Below are 17505 nucleotides of genomic sequence, written 5' to 3' on the forward strand. Positions count from 1 at the left end.
TTAGCGAATGATACCGCGGTTAGATTTTGCTGAGTTTTCCAGAAAATCACTGAACAGTTTGACATGCGGATTATTATTATCAGCAACCAATTGTCCAATTTCTTCGCGCGCTTCTTCCAGTGTTTTACCATTACGGTAAAGTACTTTGTAAGCATTACGAATTGCATGAAGATCTTCTTTAGCAAAACCTCTGCGCTTTAACCCTTCAATATTCAGTCCATAAGGGGTCGCGTGGTTTCCTTGTGCAATAACAAAAGGAGGAACATCTTGTGCCACGCCTGAACATCCACCGACCATCACATGAGAGCCAATTTGGCAAAACTGATGCACTGCACTCATGCCACCGATAATCACAAAATCACCTAAAGTGACGTGACCACCCAAAGTGCCGTTATTTGCAATAATACAACGATCGCCAATGATACAATCATGTGCGACGTGGGTATTAATCATCAGTAAGTTGTCGTTACCTATTTTTGTGATATTGCCACCTTGGGTTGTTCCACGGTGGATAGTCACGCTTTCACGAATAAGGTTTCGATCACCAATAATGACTTGCGTTGGTTCACCATGATATTTCAGATCCTGATTAACTTCACCGATAGAAGCGAATTGGTAAATCTGATTTTCTCGACCAATACGTGTATGCCCATTGATAACAACGTGAGATTTGATATCAGTACCTTCTCCAATCTCAACGTTTGCACCAATAACGCAAAAAGGGCCAATGCGAACATTAGCACCGATTACCGCACCCTCTTCAATAATTGAGGAAGGGTGAATGACTGCGGATTTATCTATCATAGGCTAGACCTCACGGCGGCGAGCACACATCATTTCAGCTTCGCAAGCAATTTCCCCATCAACTTTAGCGACGCCTTTAAAGCGAGCAACACCACGACGTTCTTTAATGAATTCTACTTCTAGGATCATTTGATCCCCAGGTAAGACAGGACGTTTAAAGCGAGCACCGTCAATAGCAGCAAAATAGTAGAGTTCACCAGGTTCCAGCTTTCCTACGCTTTTGAATGCTAAAATACCCGTTGCCTGAGCCATGGCTTCGAGGATCAATACGCCTGGGAAAATAGGTTTTCCTGGAAAGTGTCCTTGAAAGAAAGGCTCATTAAAAGATACATTTTTTACTGCTCTTAGAAATTTCTTTTCTTCAAAATCAAGGACACGATCAACCAATAAGAATGGGTAACGGTGTGGAAGTAAATCTAAAATTTCTTCGATTTGCAGAGTATGATTCTCACTCATTGCAATACTCTTCCTGTCTAATAAAACTGAGTCTAATTAATAATGACACGACCTGCTGTGACTCAAAAAGTGAGTTAATCCGCAGGTCGCAAAATGGGTAACATTTCGTCAATGACGTATATTGTTACTTGTCGCTACTTTCTATTTGGCGTTCAAGCGACTTGAGCCTTTTTTGCATTTCATCAATTCGCAACACAAGAGCTGCGGTTTTACGCCATGCTTTATTCGATTGTAGCGGAATTCCTGAAGAATAAACTCCCGGCTCAGTGATAGGACGCATTACCATGCCCATACCTGTTACCGTGACTTTATCACAGATTTCCATGTGACCATTGATAACACTTGCTCCACCAATCATACAATAGCGGCCTATTTTCAGGCTACCCGCCATGATGACACCACCAGCAACAGCGGTATTATCACCAATAATGACGTTATGTGCGATTTGGCACTGGTTATCAATGATAACACCATTACCGATAACTGTGTTATCTAATGCGCCTCGGTCAATTGTCGTACATGCACCAATTTCAACGCGATCACCAATAACAACAGAACCTAATTGTGGAATTTTGATCCAATTACCACGTTCATTAGCATAGCCAAAACCATCTGAACCAATCACAGTACCAGATTGAACCAAACAATCTTTACCAATGATAACTTCATGATAAATAGATACATTTGCCCATAAACGGCTATTCTCGCCAATATGTGCTTTTTTACCTACAAAACAACCGGCACCAATCACAACATTATCACCCAGGATAACATCTGATTCGATAACGGCATTTGCACCCACTGATACATTTTTTCCTAACTTAGCATCAGGAGAAATAACAGCACTTGGGTGGATATCCTGTGCTGGCTTTGGTGTTGTATCCATAATCTGTGCCATTTGAGCATAGGCAAGATACGGGTTTTTCACCACAAGTGCAGCAACGGGACAAAATGGAAGATCAGCTTCTGTTAATACAACAGCCGCTGCCTGACATTCACTTAATTTCTCACGATAGCGGCTATCGGAAAGAAACGTAATTTGTTCGCTATTTGCTAGGCTCATTGAAGCAAGACCGGCGATAGTGATATCACCATCGCCGTGTAACTGTGCATTCAACTGCTGAGCAAGATCAGCTAATCGAATTGAAAACATCTATTATTTAACCTGTTTTTGAACCTGAGCAGTAATATCTTTACCATCTGCGAAATAAGGTACAGTGTTAGCATCAAGGATCACATCATAGCCTTCTTTCTTCGCTACTGCATCAACAGCGTCTAATACACGTTTCATGATTTTGTTACGTTCTTCAGCTTGACGGCGGCTAAAGTCTTGCTCAAAAGCTTGTGCTTTTTGTGCATATGCTTCACGTTTAGCAACCAGATCTTTCTCTGTATTTGCACGTTGTGTTGCATTCATAGTTGGTGCATCTTTTTGATATTTTTCAACAGCAGTCTGTAATGCTTTACCTAAGTTCTGCAATTCAGTGTCACGTGATTTGAATTCATTTTCCAATTGTTTCTCTACCGCATCACGGTTAGGAATTTGTTGGAGAACTTGACCGATGTTCACTACACCTACTTTATCTGCGGCTTGAACACCTGCTGACATGGTCAATGCCATTCCTAGGGCAGCGGCACATAACAATTTTTTCACGATTAAACTCCTTAAAACCAAAAATAATTTTTTGTCAGAAATCGGATGCCTTTTTCAGCATTGTGAATCAGGCATCAACTTTACTTACATCGCTACCACGTTCTACCAATATTAAACTGGAATTGCTCTGATTTATCGCCTTCGTAATCTTTTATTGGTTTAGCATAAGAGAATACTAACGGACCTAAAGGAGATAACCATTGTAATGCAACACCGGTCGAAACACGTATATTACTTGCTTTACCAAAATCAGGCATACCTGCGGTCCAATTAGAGTTCGTGCTATTCCAATTGGTATCCCATACTGTACCCGCATCAACAAACATCGATGTTCTAACTGATGAGGAATATTTATCATCTACAAATGGCGTTGGTGTGATCAGCTCAAAGCTTGCCACGGCCATAGCGTTACCACCGACCGCATCGCTAGATAATGAAGGATTAATTGTCGTATTTCCATTTTCTGTAACTTTTTTCAAATAAATCGCTTTAGGACCGATATTATTTGAACGGAAACCACGAACGGTACCAGAACCACCGGCATAGAAGTTTTCATAGAATGGTAATTCTTTACCACCTAAACCATCACCGTAGCCTAAACGGCCTTTAAACAGAGTTACCCAAGATTCTTTTTCATTGATTGGGTAATACGCCATACCGTCCCAAGTCACTTTGTAGTACTTGTTATCAGAGCCAGGTACAGTCACACGTCCACTTAAGTTACTTCTCACACCCGAAGTTGGGAAGAAACCGCGGTTTAAGTTATTAAATGTCCACCCCATACTGACAGTATAGTCATCCGCGTTAAACGATTCACGTTTATCAAAGCCTGGGTTTTCACCCATACTTTCAAGATAACGCCACATCGCAACCTGAGGTTCCATACGTGACAGACCATTGTGAGTATAGCCTAAGCCTAGACGGGCTGAGTTATATTCATTAATTGGGAAGCCTAATGTACCATCTACACCATAAGATTTATTGGTATAACCTGATAAATCAGCATCATTAGCGCGGAAGTCGTTATAGAAAATTCGACCACCTAAACTTACACCATTGACAGTAAAGTATGGGTCTGTAACAGACAATTCAGCGTAAGTTGAGTAGTCATTTTTACTCGCATTAATCGCAACTGCATTACCTGTACCTAACCAGTTATCTTGGGTAACACCCACTTGGAAACTCACACCACTTTCAGTACCGAAACCGACACCAAAGTTAAGAGAACCAGTGTTACGTTCTTTTACGCGATAAACAATATCAACTTGATCAGGCGAACCAGGAATACGTTGCGTTTCTGTTTCAACCGATTCGAAATAACCTAAACGATTTAAACGCTCTTTACCTTGTTCAACTAAATCACTACCTAACCATGCACCTTCCATTTGACGCATTTCACGGCGTAAAACAGAGTCTTTCGTGATATCGTTACCTGCGAAACGTACTTGGCGAACATAGAAACGGTTTCCAGCATCTACGTTTACATGCAGTTTCACGGTTTTGTTTTCATCATTAATTTCAGGGCTTGTCATAACACGAGGATAAGCATATCCATAACGACCTAACAGATTTTTAATATCATTTTCTGTTTTAGTCACTTGCGCGCCATTATAAAGAGAGCCCGGTGCAATTTCGATAAGCTCTTCAATTTGTTTAGTGTAGCCTGCCGTATTACCATTGACTTCAGTATTTTCTACTGTGTATTTATCACCTTCTTTCAGGTTAATGGTAATGTAAATCCCTTTTTTGTCTGGCGTTAAGCTGACATTAGTTGATTCAATATCAAAACGCGCGTAACCACGATCGAGATAAAAACTTCTTAATGTTTCTAAGTCACCCGCCAGTTTTTGTTTCTGATATTTTTCATCAGCCGCTAAGTTCCACCAAGGCACATCGTCACGTAATTGGAAACGGTTAACGAGCTCAGCGGTAGAAAACGCTTTATTACCAACAATGTTGATTTGCTGAATAGTTGCTGATACACCTTCTGCAAACACGAGTTTTAAGTCAACACGGTTACGAGGGAGAGGTGTAACAACCACCTTTACCGTTGCATTATATTTACCAACACTATAATAGAAATCTTCAAGTCCTTTCTCGATATTTGCAAGCATTGTACGGTCAAGTGTTTCACCAATACGAATGTTAGAAGCATCAAGGTTCTGTTTTAGCATCTCTTCCTTGATTGCTTTGTTACCAGAGAAAGTAATGCTGGCAATAGTTGGACGCTCTTTTACTTGAACAATCAGAGTATTTCCGTCACGCAGGACACGGACATCATCAAAGTTTCCTGTCGCAAATAATGAACGGATAGTTCGGCTGATATCATCATTACCGACCGAGTCTCCAACCCGAACCGGCATGTTCAGTAATGCTGCACCAACGGCGACGCGTTGAAGACCTTCAAATTGAATGTCCTGAACTACGAATCCGTCTGAACCGTATGCAGTGGCGCTGCCCAGCAGCAGCGACGCTATAAGCAACTTTTTCATCGCCATCGTTGTTTTGTGTTTTCCTAACCGGTCTCTGCTTACCAATTATAAGCGAGAGAAATCATTGAAAAGTGCAAGTCCCATTAAAAGCATCAGTGCCATAATACCAATACGATAACAGAAATCTTGTACACGCTCAGATACCGGCCCTCCCTTTATCTTCTCGATAACCAGGAAAAGCAGGTGCCCGCCATCTAAGACAGGCAGGGGAAACAAGTTAATGATCCCCAAATTGACACTAATAAGCGCCATAAACATCAAATAATAAATAAAACCAGAGTCAGCAGACATTCCCGCGCCTTTCGCGATAGAAACAGGCCCACTAAGGTTAGTTAATTTGACGTCACCTACGACTAACTTGCCAATCATTTTGACAGTTAAACCCATCAACTGCCATGTTTTATCAGATGCTTCATAAAGCGCTGAAAATGGGTTGTATTGCTGCATTATCAAATATTGCTCATCAGGAGGTAATACTTGCAATTGCGCACCAACTTGTCCTACTTCAGTGCCATCTTTCAGTGCAACAGCTGTCGGTGTAATATTCAACATCAACGACGAGCCGTTACGTTCAACAAGAAGCGCCAAAACTTTATTGGGACTTTGTCGAACAAAATAAGTAAATGGATGCCATGCATCAATTGGCTGACCATCAACTTTAACGATACGATCCCCCGCCTGTAAACCCGCTTTTTCAGCAGCAGAACCTTTCGTAACGTCAATAATCTTTGAGTCTAACCGTGCGCCAACAGGCATTATCCCTAGAGACAAGATAGGATCTTGTTTTTCAGGATCAAAATTCCATTGTTGTAAATTCAGTATATTCTCACTCTCAGAAAGAGAATTTGGATCTGAAACAATGAACGAAACCTCTTTGGCACCAATTTTACTAACTAATGCTAAACGAACTGCATTCTGATCAGGCGTTTCGATACCTGCAACAGATTTTAGTTCCATTTCAGGCGTTAATTTTGCTTGTTCTGCGATAGAATTCGGACGAATGTCTGCAATTATAGGTTTTAATGCAGGCACACCTATCATAAAAACAATCCAATAGGCGACTATCGCTAACAAAAAGTTAGCAATAGGTCCTGCGGCAACAACCGCAGCACGTTGACCAACTGTTTTATTATTAAATGCAAGATGACGGCGCTCAGGTGCAACCTCAGCGACTCTTTCATCTAACATCTTTACATAGCCACCCAAGGGTATCCATGCGATAACAAATTCAGTGCCATGTTTATCTATTTTGCGCCAAATTGCTTTTCCAAAACCAATAGAAAAACGCTCGACATAAATACCACAGCGCCTAGCTACCCAAAAATGCCCAAACTCATGTACCGTAATTAAAATACCTAAAACGATAATAAACGCGGCAAGATTCCACAGGATACCCATTACTTACCTTTATAGTTTAAAGCCAGAAGAAATCAGAAAGACCAATCCTGCAAAGACTGGGATAGCCGCAGTCAAACTATCAATTCTATCAAGTACACCGCCATGCCCCGGTATCAATTGGCTACTGTCTTTAATACCAGAAACGCGTTTAAACATGCTTTCTGCAAGATCGCCAAATACCGATACGATAACAACAACGCCAGATATTAATAACAAGTTGTCCGGTACTTCAGTCACTGGTGAAAAATAAGTAAACAACCACGATGCAACACCAGCAGTAATCAAGCCACCAACTAACCCTTCGAGGGTTTTACCTGGTGATACTTTAGGCGCCATTTTATGTTTACCCATTAAACGTCCGAAAGCATAAGCGCCAGAATCAGCCGCCCAAACTAATAACATGACATACAATAACCACCATGCACCAGTATAAGTGTCGGTGTTATAGCCCAACATACGTAGCGCCATCATGCCACAATAAAAAGGAACAATCGTCAATATACCGAACAATAACTTAATAAAAACTGAATTTTTCCACATATTGGCTGAATTCGGATAACTTACAACTAATAAAATTGCGGCTACCCACCAAATTAAACCTGCCCACAAACCATTTTTTATCATTGGAGTATCTAGTAGGTGGTCAAAATTAGGTAAAGAAAACTGCATAACGAGTAACAATGCAGCAAAGCCGATCCCTGTTGCAATACGTTTGCCTTGAGAATGCCAGCCAATAAATTGTGCCCATTCCCATCCCGCTAAGCCTGATATTGCGATAATGACCAATCCAAAACCTACGGGAGGAAGTAGAAATAGTGCAGCAATAACAATAGGGATTAAAATTAATGCGGTGATGACACGATACTTAAGCAAGTTATCCTCCCAGATTTATAGTATCTGTTTCTGATGTAGTACCACCGAAACGTCTTTCCCGTTTAGCAAAAGCATCTAGTGCATTCTGAAAAACTTGTTCATCAAAATCAGGCCATAAAACCTGTGTAAAATAAAGCTCAGCATAAGCAATCTGCCAAATAAGAAAATTACTTATACGATGCTCACCACCTGTACGAATAACAAGATCGACATTAGGCTGATTATGCAAGCAAAGATGTGAGGATATTGTATTTTCATTAATATCTTCGAGGCTAATTTCCCCTTTTGCGAGGGATGTCGATAATTGTTTTACACTTTGAGTGATATCCCATCGACCGCCATAATTAGCCGCAATATTTAAATTAAGTCCTGTATTATTCGCAGTGAGTGCCACAGAACTTTTAATTCGGTCTTGTAAGCGACGACTAAAACGGCTGATATCACCAATGACAGTCAATTTAACATTATGTTTATGAAGACTCTTCACTTCGTTATCTAAAGCAAAAACAAATAACTCCATGAGAGAACTCACTTCCTGCTCTGGTCTATTCCAGTTTTCGCTACTGAATGCATATAACGTTAGTGATTCAATTTTGTGTTTTACGGAAAAGCTAACCGCATCCCGAACTGCTTTAATTCCCGCGCGATGCCCCGTTACTCGGAGTTTCCCTTGCTTTTTAGCCCAGCGTCCATTGCCATCCATAATGATAGCAACATGCTTTGGTTTTGATGCGGATGAATCGTCACTGGATAAGTTCACTCAATTTAACCCTTTGCTAATCTGATACTGATACAGACAGTCCTCTTCGGATAACCTATGCACAAAAAAAAACCGTGACACCCACGGCCTTTGGCAAAGCCTCAAAGTTGCTAAAGCAATAGCTTTAGTAATGAACTGTTAATTTTCATTATTGTCTTTAGTGATTCGGCAACTATACCATTAGCCAGAAAGACGAACAAACACCCTATATTAAATATAATCACCATTATACCAATTGAGTGATTATCTGATGAGTTTCTAATCTTGCTAATTTATCAATTTCTAGAACATCATTAATACTTTGAGGCTCTGATAGGTCGAAATGTTCAACAACTTTACGATTAATTTTAGCAATATCAGTAAACTTCACTTTTTCGTGTAAAAATGCATCAACCACCACTTCATTAGCTGCATTTAACACTGTTGTTGCCGCTTGCCCACGTTTTGACGCTTCAATAGCTAGCGCTAAACAAGGGTAACGTTGGTAGTCTGGACGAATAAACTCTAGAGATTGAATCTCAAAGAAATCTAATGCTTTTGCACCAGATTGAGTTCGATGTGGGTAAGCCATTGAGTACGCAATTGGCGTTCTCATATCGGGTTCACCAATTTGAGCAATAATACTGCCATCGCGATAGCGAACCATTGAATGAATAACAGATTGTGGATGAATAATGACTTCCATTTCTTCTTCAGAAGCATTAAAGAAATAACGAGCTTCAATATACTCAAGCCCTTTATTCATCATCGTTGCAGAATCAACCGAAATTTTACGTCCCATAGACCAATTTGGATGCGCACACGCTTGATCTGGTGTCATCATTTCCAATTCTTCTAATGGTGTATAGCGAAATGGCCCGCCAGAACCCGTTAGCAAAATGCTCGTCACACCTTCGTTAGCTAAAGAGGCATGGCCTAGATTTTCTTGAATAGTTTTAGGTAAGCTTTGATAAATTGCATTATGTTCGCTATCAATGGGTAAAATTGTCGCACCATATTTAGCAACCGCATCAAAGAAAAGTCGCCCACTAGTTATCAGTGATTCTTTATTTGCTAATAGAATTCTTTTGCCTTTTTCAATGGCAGCAAGCGTCGGTTTTAATCCTGCAACACCGGTTATCGCAGACATCACTTGATCAGCATCATCAAGAGCGGCAATTTCATTGATCGCATGAGAGCCAGATAAAATTTCGGTTTTGCACGATGTATTAGAAAGTAACTGTTTAAGTTGTTTTGCACTGTTCTCATCAGACATCACAGCGTATTTAGGCTGGAAAGTAAGGCACTGTTGCGCCATCTTGTCTGCATTTTTTCCTGCTACTAGAGCAAGAACTTGATACTCACCAGGATTATTTTCAATGACGGAAAGAGTACTAGTTCCGATAGATCCTGTTGAACCTAATATAGTTATTTGTTTCATTTATTAATCAATCAGTATGTCTACAACGTTTTAATTAAAGAGAATTATATCAGTATGACAAGGTAAATGAGGATTAAAGATAAAAACTTTAATAAATAATGTGACAAAAGAAGGTATTAAGCACGAATTTTCAAATAAATAATTAAAAATAATGCCGCTAAAAAGCGGCATTATCGAAAAAAGATATAAAATTTAGAATTCCATTAACTCTGCTTCTTTCAGCGCTAATGCATCATCAATTTTTTTAATGAACATGTCAGTTAATTTCTGAATGTCATCTTGTGAACGTCGTTCATCATCTTCGCTAATCTCTTTATCTTTTAGTAATGCTTTTACTTTATCGTTAGCATCACGACGGATATTACGAATAGAAACGCGACCTTGCTCTGCATCACCACGAACAACTTTGATTAAGTCTTTACGACGTTCTTCAGTTAATGGAGGCAGTGGAACACGGATAATGGCTCCAGCAGATGAAGGGTTTAAACCTAAATCTGATGCCATAATCGCTTTTTCAACAGCCGGTGCTAAAGTACGATCGAATACCGTGATCGCCAGTGTACGGCCATCTTCTGCAACGACGTTAGCAACTTGGTTTAATGGAGTTGGCGCTCCGTAGTATTCAACTACAATGCCATCTAAAAGGCTAGGAGACGCACGACCAGTACGAACTTTATTAATCTGGCTTTTTAGTGCTTCAACGCTTTTATCCATGCGTTCTTGAGCATCTTTTTTGATTTCATTAATCACGTTATAAACCCTTGGGAACTGGTTATCTTCCAGTCGATATGAAATCATACCGACATAAATGAATTGGCGTACTCTAGATGTTAACGCCAAATTATACCGTTGTCTCTGTGTATTAAGCGTGAGAAATCAAAGTTCCTTCACTTTCACCCATTACAACCCGACGTAATGCACCCGGTTTATTCATATTGAATACGCGGATAGGTAAATTATGATCTCGGGCTAATGTGAATGCAGCAAGATCCATGACTTTCAATTCACGTTCTAATACATCCTGATAAGTCAGTTTTTCATAAAGTACTGCATCAGGATCTTTGGTTGGATCAGCAGAATAAACGCCATCCACTTTCGTTGCTTTTAATACAACGTCAGCTTCAATTTCAATACCGCGTAAACACGCAGCTGAATCGGTAGTAAAGAATGGGTTACCCGTACCAGCCGAGAAAATAACGACTCGACCGTGGCGTAATAAGCTAATTGCTTCTGCCCAACTGTAGTTATCGCAGACACCATTCAGTGGAAATGCAGACATAAGGCGTGCATTTACATAAGCACGATGCAATGAATCACGCATTGCTAAACCATTCATTACTGTCGCGAGCATTCCCATGTGGTCACCCACAACACGGTTCATACCTGCCGCAGCAAGACCCGCGCCACGGAACAAGTTACCACCGCCAATTACGACACCGACTTGTATACCTAATTCAACGAGTTCTTTGATTTCCTGAGCCATGCGATCAAGTACGCTCGCATCGATACCGAAACCTTCTGCGCCTTGCAGGGCTTCGCCACTCAGCTTTAATAAAATTCGCTGATATACAGGTTTTGCATTGGTAGCCATGGTGTTCTGTCCTAAGCAGATTAGTTAATTGGAGGTTTTAGATAGCTTCTCTTTTTAACAAAAAAAAGCAAACAGCCAGTGGAGATTACAACAAAACAGAACCGCCATTAGGCGGCTCTGTTAACGCTAAGCGTTATTATTTGCTCATTGCAGCAACTTCTGCTGCGAAATCAGCTTCAACTTTCTCAATACCTTCACCAACTTCGAAACGAACGAAGTTAACAACATCAGCATTGTTTTCTTTCAGCAGTTCACCAACAGTTTTGCTTGGTTCCATTACGAAATGCTGACCAGTCAGAGAAATCTCACCGGTGAATTTGTTCATGCGACCGATAACCATTTTTTCTGCGATTTCGCGTGGTTTACCTGATTGCATTGCGATGTCCATCTGAATTTGGTGCTCATGCTCAACAACATCAGCAGGAACATCTTCAGGACGAACATATTCTGGTTTGCTTGCAGCAATGTGCATAGCAATGTGTTTGATCAGTTCTTCGTTAGCGCCTTTAGCCGAAACTAAAACACCGATGCGAGCTCCGTGTAGGTAAGTACCTAATTCTTCAGCTTCTAATACAGCAACACGACGAATGTTGATGTTTTCACCGATTTTAGCAACTAATGCAGTACGTGCTTCTTCGAATTTAGCTTTCAGAGCATCGATATCATCAGTTTTGTCTGCTAATACTGCAGCCATAACTTCTTTACCGAAAGCGATGAAACCAGCATCTTTAGCAACGAAGTCTGTTTCACAGTTCAGTTCAACCAGCGCACCGAATTTACCATCAGCAGCAACTTCTGCAAGGATGATACCTTCAGCAGCAACACGACCTGCTTTTTTAGCCGCTTTTGCTTGACCTGATTTACGCATGTTGTCGATTGCTAATTCGATATCACCATTAGCTTCAACCAGCGCTTTTTTACATTCCATCATGCCTGCGCCAGTACGTTCACGCAGTTCTTTTACCAATGCAGCGGTAATTCCAGACATTTGTTTCTTCCTCGACTTTTCTATGGACTAGCCATAGATGTTCTCATAGCAGATGTGTAAAGGGGGCCTATTGAGGCCCCCTAACCAATATATAGCAATACCTGGTTAAATAAGGGCTCTTACGAGCATGCCTTATTATTCAGCTTCGACTAAGCCTTCTTCAGCCTGAACAGCCAGATCTTGAGAACGACCTTCACGAACAGCTGTAGCTGCAGCAGTCAGATATAATTTAACCGCACGGATTGCATCATCATTACCAGGGATAATGAAGTCGATACCATCTGGATCAGAGTTAGTATCAACGATAGCAAATACTGGAATACCCAGGTTGTTTGCTTCTTTGATAGCAATGTGTTCGTGTTCAGCATCGATAACAAACAGAGCGTCAGGTAAACCGCCCATGTCTTTGATACCACCCAGGCTGTTTTCTAACTTACCAAGTTCACGAGAACGCATTAACGCTTCTTTCTTGGTCAGTTTGTCAAAAGTACCGTCCTGAGATTGTGATTCTAAATCTTTCAGGCGTTTGATTGACTGACGAACAGTTTTCCAGTTAGTCAGCATACCGCCTAACCAACGGTGATTTACATAAAACTGGTCACAGCTTTCTGCTGCTTCTTTAACAGCTTCAACGGCAGAGCGCTTAGTACCAACAAACAGGATTTTGCCTTTACGAGAAGCAATTTTGTTCAGTTCAACCAGAGCTTCATTGAACATTGGAACAGTTTTTTCCAAGTTAATGATATGAACTTTGTTACGCGCACCAAAGATGAATGGTTTCATTTTTGGATTCCAGTAACGAGTTTGGTGACCGAAGTGAACACCGGCTTGCAGCATATCGCGCATTGAAACAGTTGCCATTTTAGACCTCTATAAATTTAAATTTGGGGTTATTTCGTCCACAAATCCCATACGACCGACTCATCAGCTGTAAAGGCTAAAACCTTCACATAAGAGCACCCCGGCGTTATGTGCCGATTTGTGTGTGTAATTAACACAATTGAATGTTCAGATTTACTGTTATGCTCTGGATATGATGCAATAACAGAACTCCGGCGCGCTTTATACCATAAATAACCTTAAGAAACCACTATTACTTGTGTTTGATAACGGCGTATTTGACATAAAATTGGCGATACTAAACGGAGGAAAAAGAGATTATTGAAGTGACTGCTATGAATATTACTCTAATATCAATTCTCTATACAAAATGCCAAAGAGAAAAGCGCAATATGTAAAGACAATCAGATTCAGAAGGCGTAATGTTCGTGATTATTCGCGATATCAGACAGATTGCACTCATCCTCTTTATTGGCACACTTACTTTCTGCTGATATCATAAATGGTAATCAGAATTATTTCTTATCATCATTCATTCAACCTACAATACAACATAAGAATACAAAAAAATGTGTTATCTAGTTCGTATTGTAGCTTTTAATCTAGACGAAGAACTCAAATGGCTATTGTAATCAAGACAGAAGAAGATATTCAAAAAATGCGCGTCGCAGGTCGTCTTGCGGCAGAAGTTCTTGAAATTATCGCACCTTTCGTAAAACCAGGCGTAAACACCGCTGAATTAGACCGTATTTGTCATGATCATATTGTTAACGCACAACAGGCTATTCCTGCTTGTCTTAACTACCATGGTTTCCCTAAATCAGTCTGTATTTCGGTTAACGATGTTATTTGCCACGGTATTCCTAGCGAAGAAAAAATCCTTAAAGATGGCGATATCGTTAATATTGATGTCACTGTCATTAAAGATGGTTTTCATGGCGATACTTCAAAAATGTTTATCGTAGGTAAACCAACAATACAAGGTGAACGTTTATGTCGTATCACCCAAGAAAGCCTCTACCTTGCTATTAAAATGGTTAAACCAGGTATTCGCTTACGTGAACTTGGCAAAGCAATTCAAAAGTTTGTTGAAGGTCATGACTATTCTGTTGTTCGAGAATATTGTGGTCATGGTATTGGTGAAGGATTCCATGAAGAGCCTCAAGTTTTACACTACGATGCAGATGATAGCGGTGTTGTGTTACAAAAAGGCATGGCATTTACCATCGAGCCAATGGTAAACACAGGTGATTACCGTATTCGTACTATGAAAGATGGCTGGACTGTTAAAACTAAAGACAGAGGTTGGTCAGCACAATACGAACATACATTAGTCGTTACTGATGATGGTTGTGAAATTATGACATTACGCAAAGAAGAAGAACCGTTTATTTCGGCGGTATTAGTCAACGCATAAGCTTCTTTTTGAGCTAGAAATGTAAAAGCGACATATTTCTTCGAGATGTGTCGCTTTTTTTATTTTATTTGCTATGAAACAGCAGAATAACTAGTCAGGTTATCGTTTTAACATTAGTCTTAATGTCATAAGCAAACATTGAGAAAGAAGACGAACAATGACTAATAAAAACGCATTTCAAACACCGCCCCCTTCCCCTTTTTTGCTGACAGAAAATACCCAAAATTGTGCTGAACTTAAGCAATCAATCGAACAATTTCAATCATGGTTAACAGATGCTTTTCATCATGATGTTGATGTAGCTTTATTACTTCAAGCCCGTAGCCATTTCATTGACCAACTCTTAACGCAATTATGGCGTTATACTCAATTATCTGATTATCCTGACCTTAGTATTATTGCTGTTGGTGGTTATGGTAGGCAAGAGTTACACCCCCTGTCTGATATCGACCTTCTGTTTTTAAGTGATTCACCTTTATCACCAGAAATAGCCGACAAAATCAGTAAATTAATTACCTTACTTTGGGATGTGCGCCTTGAAATCGGTGTCAGTGTTAGAACAATGGAAGAGTGTCTTTTAGAAGGTCTCTCTGATTTAACGGTAGCGACAAATTTGCTAGAAGCTCGCCTTGTTTGTGGTAATCAATCACTTTATCAACAGTTAATTAATCATATTTTCAGCCAAGGATTTTGGCCATCACCCGATTTTTTTGCAGCTAAAATAGAAGAACAAAAACAGAGACATCAACGATTTCATAGTACCAGCTATAACTTAGAACCAGATATCAAAAGTAGCCCTGGTGGACTGCGCGATATTCACACTCTAATTTGGGTAGCGCATCGCCATTTTGGTGCTGCATCAGTTTCTGAAATGGTCAACTTTGGCTTTTTAACGCCAGCAGAAGGACAAGAGCTATTAGAGTGCCAATACACACTATGGAAAATTCGTTTTGCTCTCCATCTTGTGCTTTCTCGCTATGACAATCGCCTATTATTTGATAGACAACTCAACGTTGCTCAACTTTTAAATTATGAAGGTGAAGGCAATCAGCCGGTTGAAAAGATGATGAAGGATTACTATCGCGTAACTCGTCGTGTCAGCGAGTTAAATGATATGTTACTTCAACTTTTTGACGAAGCTATTCTTGCTCTGCAACCTAATGTAAAACCACGACCTTTAGATAATGAATTCCAGCTAAGAGGCTCTCTCATTGATGTTATCGATGAGAGCTGTTTTCTTGATGATCCTATCGCCATTATGCGCCTATTTTTGCGTATGGCAGAACATAAAGAGATCACGGGAATTTATTCTACAACACTACGCCATTTGCGTTATGCGCGTCGTCATTTAGTCCAGCCGTTGTGTGAGTACCCACTAGCACGCCAAGTTTTTATGCAGATCTTGCGCCATCCTCATGCAGTTTCTGGTGCATTTGTTCCAATGCATAAACACAGTGTACTGGCGGCTTATTTCCCGCAATGGAATAATATTGTAGGCCAAATGCAGTTTGATTTATTCCATGCCTATACCGTTGATGAACATACTATTCGTGTTTTACAAAAACTTGAAAGTTTTGGTTCTTATGAAAACCACGAACAACATCCGCTTTGTGTTGATATTTATCCCAAACTTCCTCAACTTGAATTACTACGTTTAGCTGCACTTTTTCATGATATAGCCAAAGGTCGCCATGGCGATCACTCCATATTAGGCGCTCAAGACGTTGCGCATTTTGCTCAGCAACATGGTTTAAATCAGAGAGAATCAGCCTTAGTTGAATGGCTTGTTGGTAACCACTTACTTATGTCTGTTACAGCGCAACGACGTGATATTCAAGATCCTGACATTATTTTTCAGTTTGCATCAGAAGTAAAAAATGAAAGTCGATTGCGTTATCTTTTGTGCTTAACCGTTGCGGATATCTGTGCAACCAACAGCAGTCTATGGAATAGCTGGAAACAGAGCCTATTACGTGAACTTTTTCTATCAACAGAAAACCAGTTACGCCAAGGTATGCACTCTATTCCCGATTTACGTGAGCGTATTCGTAATCATCGTTTGCAAGCACTAACTATTTTACGAATGGAACAGGTTGATGAAGATAAACTACAAATAATTTGGGGACGCTGTCATGCCGACTATTTTTTACGGCATACACCAGAACAAATAGCATGGCATGCACTTGCGTTAATTGAGCATAATAGTGCTGATCCCATGGTATTAATCAGTCAACAAACTGAACATGGTGGTACTGAGATTTTTATTTGGTGTGCTGATAGACCTTCTCTTTTTGCATCTGTTGCAGGTGAATTAGATAGGCGTAATTTAAGTATCCATAACGCTCAAATTTTTACTAACCGCGATAATATGGCTATGGATACTTTTATTGTGTTAGAACCTAATGGCAAACCTCTGGCGATTGATCGATATAATGCGATCCGCAACGCGCTGATCCAAGTTGTATCTGCTCCTTATAACGCTAATGCAAAAACACGCTCATTACCTGCCAAATTACGCCATTTTGACGTTCCGACTAAAATTAACTTTATTGCATCTAACCATAATAAGCGCACCTATATGGAACTATTTGCACGAGATCGCCCAGGATTATTAGCCATTATTGGTAAAGTTTTTGCTGATCTTTCACTTTCATTACATGGTGCCAGAATAACCACAATAGGCGAACGTGTTGAGGATTTCTTCGTATTAACCGATAGCGAAAATAAAGCATTAAACCAAAAAATGAAGGATGAAGTCGTAGAAAGGTTGACAAAAGCCCTAGTTTCAAAGGATAAAATATAGGAACCCACG

The 17505-nt window shown here is 40.2% G+C and carries 15 protein-coding genes; 2 read left to right on the forward strand and 13 right to left on the reverse strand.

Features of this window, described 5'->3' with window-relative positions; translation table 11 throughout:
* The 13 genes from lpxA to rpsB all read right to left on the reverse strand — a co-directional run bounded on the left by lpxA (position 1) and on the right by rpsB (position 13297).
* Complete coding sequence (lpxA, locus tag DK861_RS09515; protein ID WP_006535886.1) at positions 1-804, reverse strand: acyl-ACP--UDP-N-acetylglucosamine O-acyltransferase; 804 nt, start codon at positions 802-804, stop codon at positions 1-3.
* Between the two features lie 3 nt (positions 805-807).
* Positions 808-1260: a 3-hydroxyacyl-ACP dehydratase FabZ gene (gene fabZ / locus DK861_RS09520; protein WP_006535887.1), complete on the reverse strand. Its 453-nt coding sequence runs from the start codon at positions 1258-1260 to the stop codon at positions 808-810.
* Between the two features lie 124 nt (positions 1261-1384).
* A complete protein-coding gene (gene lpxD, locus DK861_RS09525; RefSeq protein WP_006535888.1) occupies positions 1385-2413 on the reverse strand; it encodes a UDP-3-O-(3-hydroxymyristoyl)glucosamine N-acyltransferase in 1029 nt (342 codons plus the stop codon).
* 3 nt (positions 2414-2416) lie between these two features.
* Positions 2417-2914 carry an OmpH family outer membrane protein gene (locus DK861_RS09530; RefSeq protein WP_036934019.1) on the reverse strand — a complete coding sequence of 166 codons (498 nt, stop codon included), beginning with the start codon at positions 2912-2914 and terminating at the stop codon, positions 2417-2419.
* A 92-nt stretch (positions 2915-3006) separates the two neighbouring features.
* Positions 3007-5412 carry an outer membrane protein assembly factor BamA gene (gene bamA / locus DK861_RS09535; RefSeq protein WP_109399935.1) on the reverse strand — a complete coding sequence of 802 codons (2406 nt, stop codon included), beginning with the start codon at positions 5410-5412 and terminating at the stop codon, positions 3007-3009.
* 39 nt (positions 5413-5451) lie between these two features.
* Complete coding sequence (gene rseP / locus DK861_RS09540; RefSeq protein WP_109399936.1) at positions 5452-6804, reverse strand: sigma E protease regulator RseP; 1353 nt, start codon at positions 6802-6804, stop codon at positions 5452-5454.
* A 9-nt stretch (positions 6805-6813) separates the two neighbouring features.
* A complete protein-coding gene (cdsA, locus tag DK861_RS09545) occupies positions 6814-7677 on the reverse strand; it encodes a phosphatidate cytidylyltransferase (protein WP_109399937.1) in 864 nt (287 codons plus the stop codon).
* 1 nt (position 7678) lies between these two features.
* The gene (gene ispU, locus DK861_RS09550) at positions 7679-8437 is read right to left on the reverse strand and encodes a (2E,6E)-farnesyl-diphosphate-specific ditrans,polycis-undecaprenyl-diphosphate synthase (protein WP_109399938.1); all 759 of its coding nucleotides are present in this window, start codon (positions 8435-8437) and stop codon (positions 7679-7681) included.
* Between the two features lie 226 nt (positions 8438-8663).
* On the reverse strand, positions 8664-9857 hold the full coding sequence (gene ispC, locus DK861_RS09555) for a 1-deoxy-D-xylulose-5-phosphate reductoisomerase (protein ID WP_109399939.1): 1194 nt from the start codon (positions 9855-9857) through the stop codon (positions 8664-8666).
* A gap of 192 nt (positions 9858-10049) precedes the next feature.
* Complete coding sequence (frr, locus tag DK861_RS09560) at positions 10050-10607, reverse strand: ribosome recycling factor (RefSeq protein ID WP_036913811.1); 558 nt, start codon at positions 10605-10607, stop codon at positions 10050-10052.
* Between the two features lie 112 nt (positions 10608-10719).
* A complete protein-coding gene (gene pyrH / locus DK861_RS09565; RefSeq protein WP_006535902.1) occupies positions 10720-11448 on the reverse strand; it encodes a UMP kinase in 729 nt (242 codons plus the stop codon).
* Positions 11449-11584: 136 nt separating this feature from the next.
* Positions 11585-12436: a translation elongation factor Ts gene (gene tsf / locus DK861_RS09570; RefSeq protein WP_109399940.1), complete on the reverse strand. Its 852-nt coding sequence runs from the start codon at positions 12434-12436 to the stop codon at positions 11585-11587.
* A gap of 135 nt (positions 12437-12571) precedes the next feature.
* Positions 12572-13297 carry a 30S ribosomal protein S2 gene (gene rpsB, locus DK861_RS09575; protein ID WP_023582712.1) on the reverse strand — a complete coding sequence of 242 codons (726 nt, stop codon included), beginning with the start codon at positions 13295-13297 and terminating at the stop codon, positions 12572-12574.
* Positions 13298-13895: 598 nt separating this feature from the next.
* Here rpsB and map point away from each other — a divergent pair.
* Together map and glnD are read left to right on the forward strand one after the other, a co-directional pair.
* Positions 13896-14693 (forward strand): type I methionyl aminopeptidase, encoded by a 798-nt coding sequence (gene map, locus DK861_RS09580; RefSeq protein ID WP_109399941.1) that lies wholly within the window; start codon positions 13896-13898, stop codon positions 14691-14693.
* 157 nt (positions 14694-14850) lie between these two features.
* Complete coding sequence (gene glnD, locus DK861_RS09585; RefSeq protein ID WP_109399942.1) at positions 14851-17496, forward strand: bifunctional uridylyltransferase/uridylyl-removing protein GlnD; 2646 nt, start codon at positions 14851-14853, stop codon at positions 17494-17496.
* Positions 17497-17505 lie beyond the last annotated feature (9 nt).

The sequence above is a fragment of the Proteus sp. TJ1640 genome (assembly GCF_003144445.1).
In the GTDB taxonomy this organism is placed as follows: Bacteria; Pseudomonadota; Gammaproteobacteria; order Enterobacterales; family Enterobacteriaceae; genus Proteus; species Proteus penneri.

Coding starts and splice junctions, on each gene's coding strand:
- tsf (WP_109399940.1), bottom strand. CDS start 12,436: ATGTCTGGAATTACCGCTGCATTGGTAAAAGAACTGCGTGAACGTACT.
- bamA (WP_109399935.1), bottom strand. CDS start 5,412: ATGGCGATGAAAAAGTTGCTTATAGCGTCGCTGCTGCTGGGCAGCGCC.
- ispC (WP_109399939.1), bottom strand. CDS start 9,857: ATGAAACAAATAACTATATTAGGTTCAACAGGATCTATCGGAACTAGT.
- rpsB (WP_023582712.1), bottom strand. CDS start 13,297: ATGGCAACTGTTTCAATGCGCGATATGCTGCAAGCCGGTGTTCACTTC.
- lpxD (WP_006535888.1), bottom strand. CDS start 2,413: ATGTTTTCAATTCGATTAGCTGATCTTGCTCAGCAGTTGAATGCACAG.
- glnD (WP_109399942.1), top strand. CDS start 14,851: ATGACTAATAAAAACGCATTTCAAACACCGCCCCCTTCCCCTTTTTTG.
- map (WP_109399941.1), top strand. CDS start 13,896: ATGGCTATTGTAATCAAGACAGAAGAAGATATTCAAAAAATGCGCGTC.
- fabZ (WP_006535887.1), bottom strand. CDS start 1,260: ATGAGTGAGAATCATACTCTGCAAATCGAAGAAATTTTAGATTTACTT.
- pyrH (WP_006535902.1), bottom strand. CDS start 11,448: ATGGCTACCAATGCAAAACCTGTATATCAGCGAATTTTATTAAAGCTG.
- lpxA (WP_006535886.1), bottom strand. CDS start 804: ATGATAGATAAATCCGCAGTCATTCACCCTTCCTCAATTATTGAAGAG.
- rseP (WP_109399936.1), bottom strand. CDS start 6,804: ATGGGTATCCTGTGGAATCTTGCCGCGTTTATTATCGTTTTAGGTATT.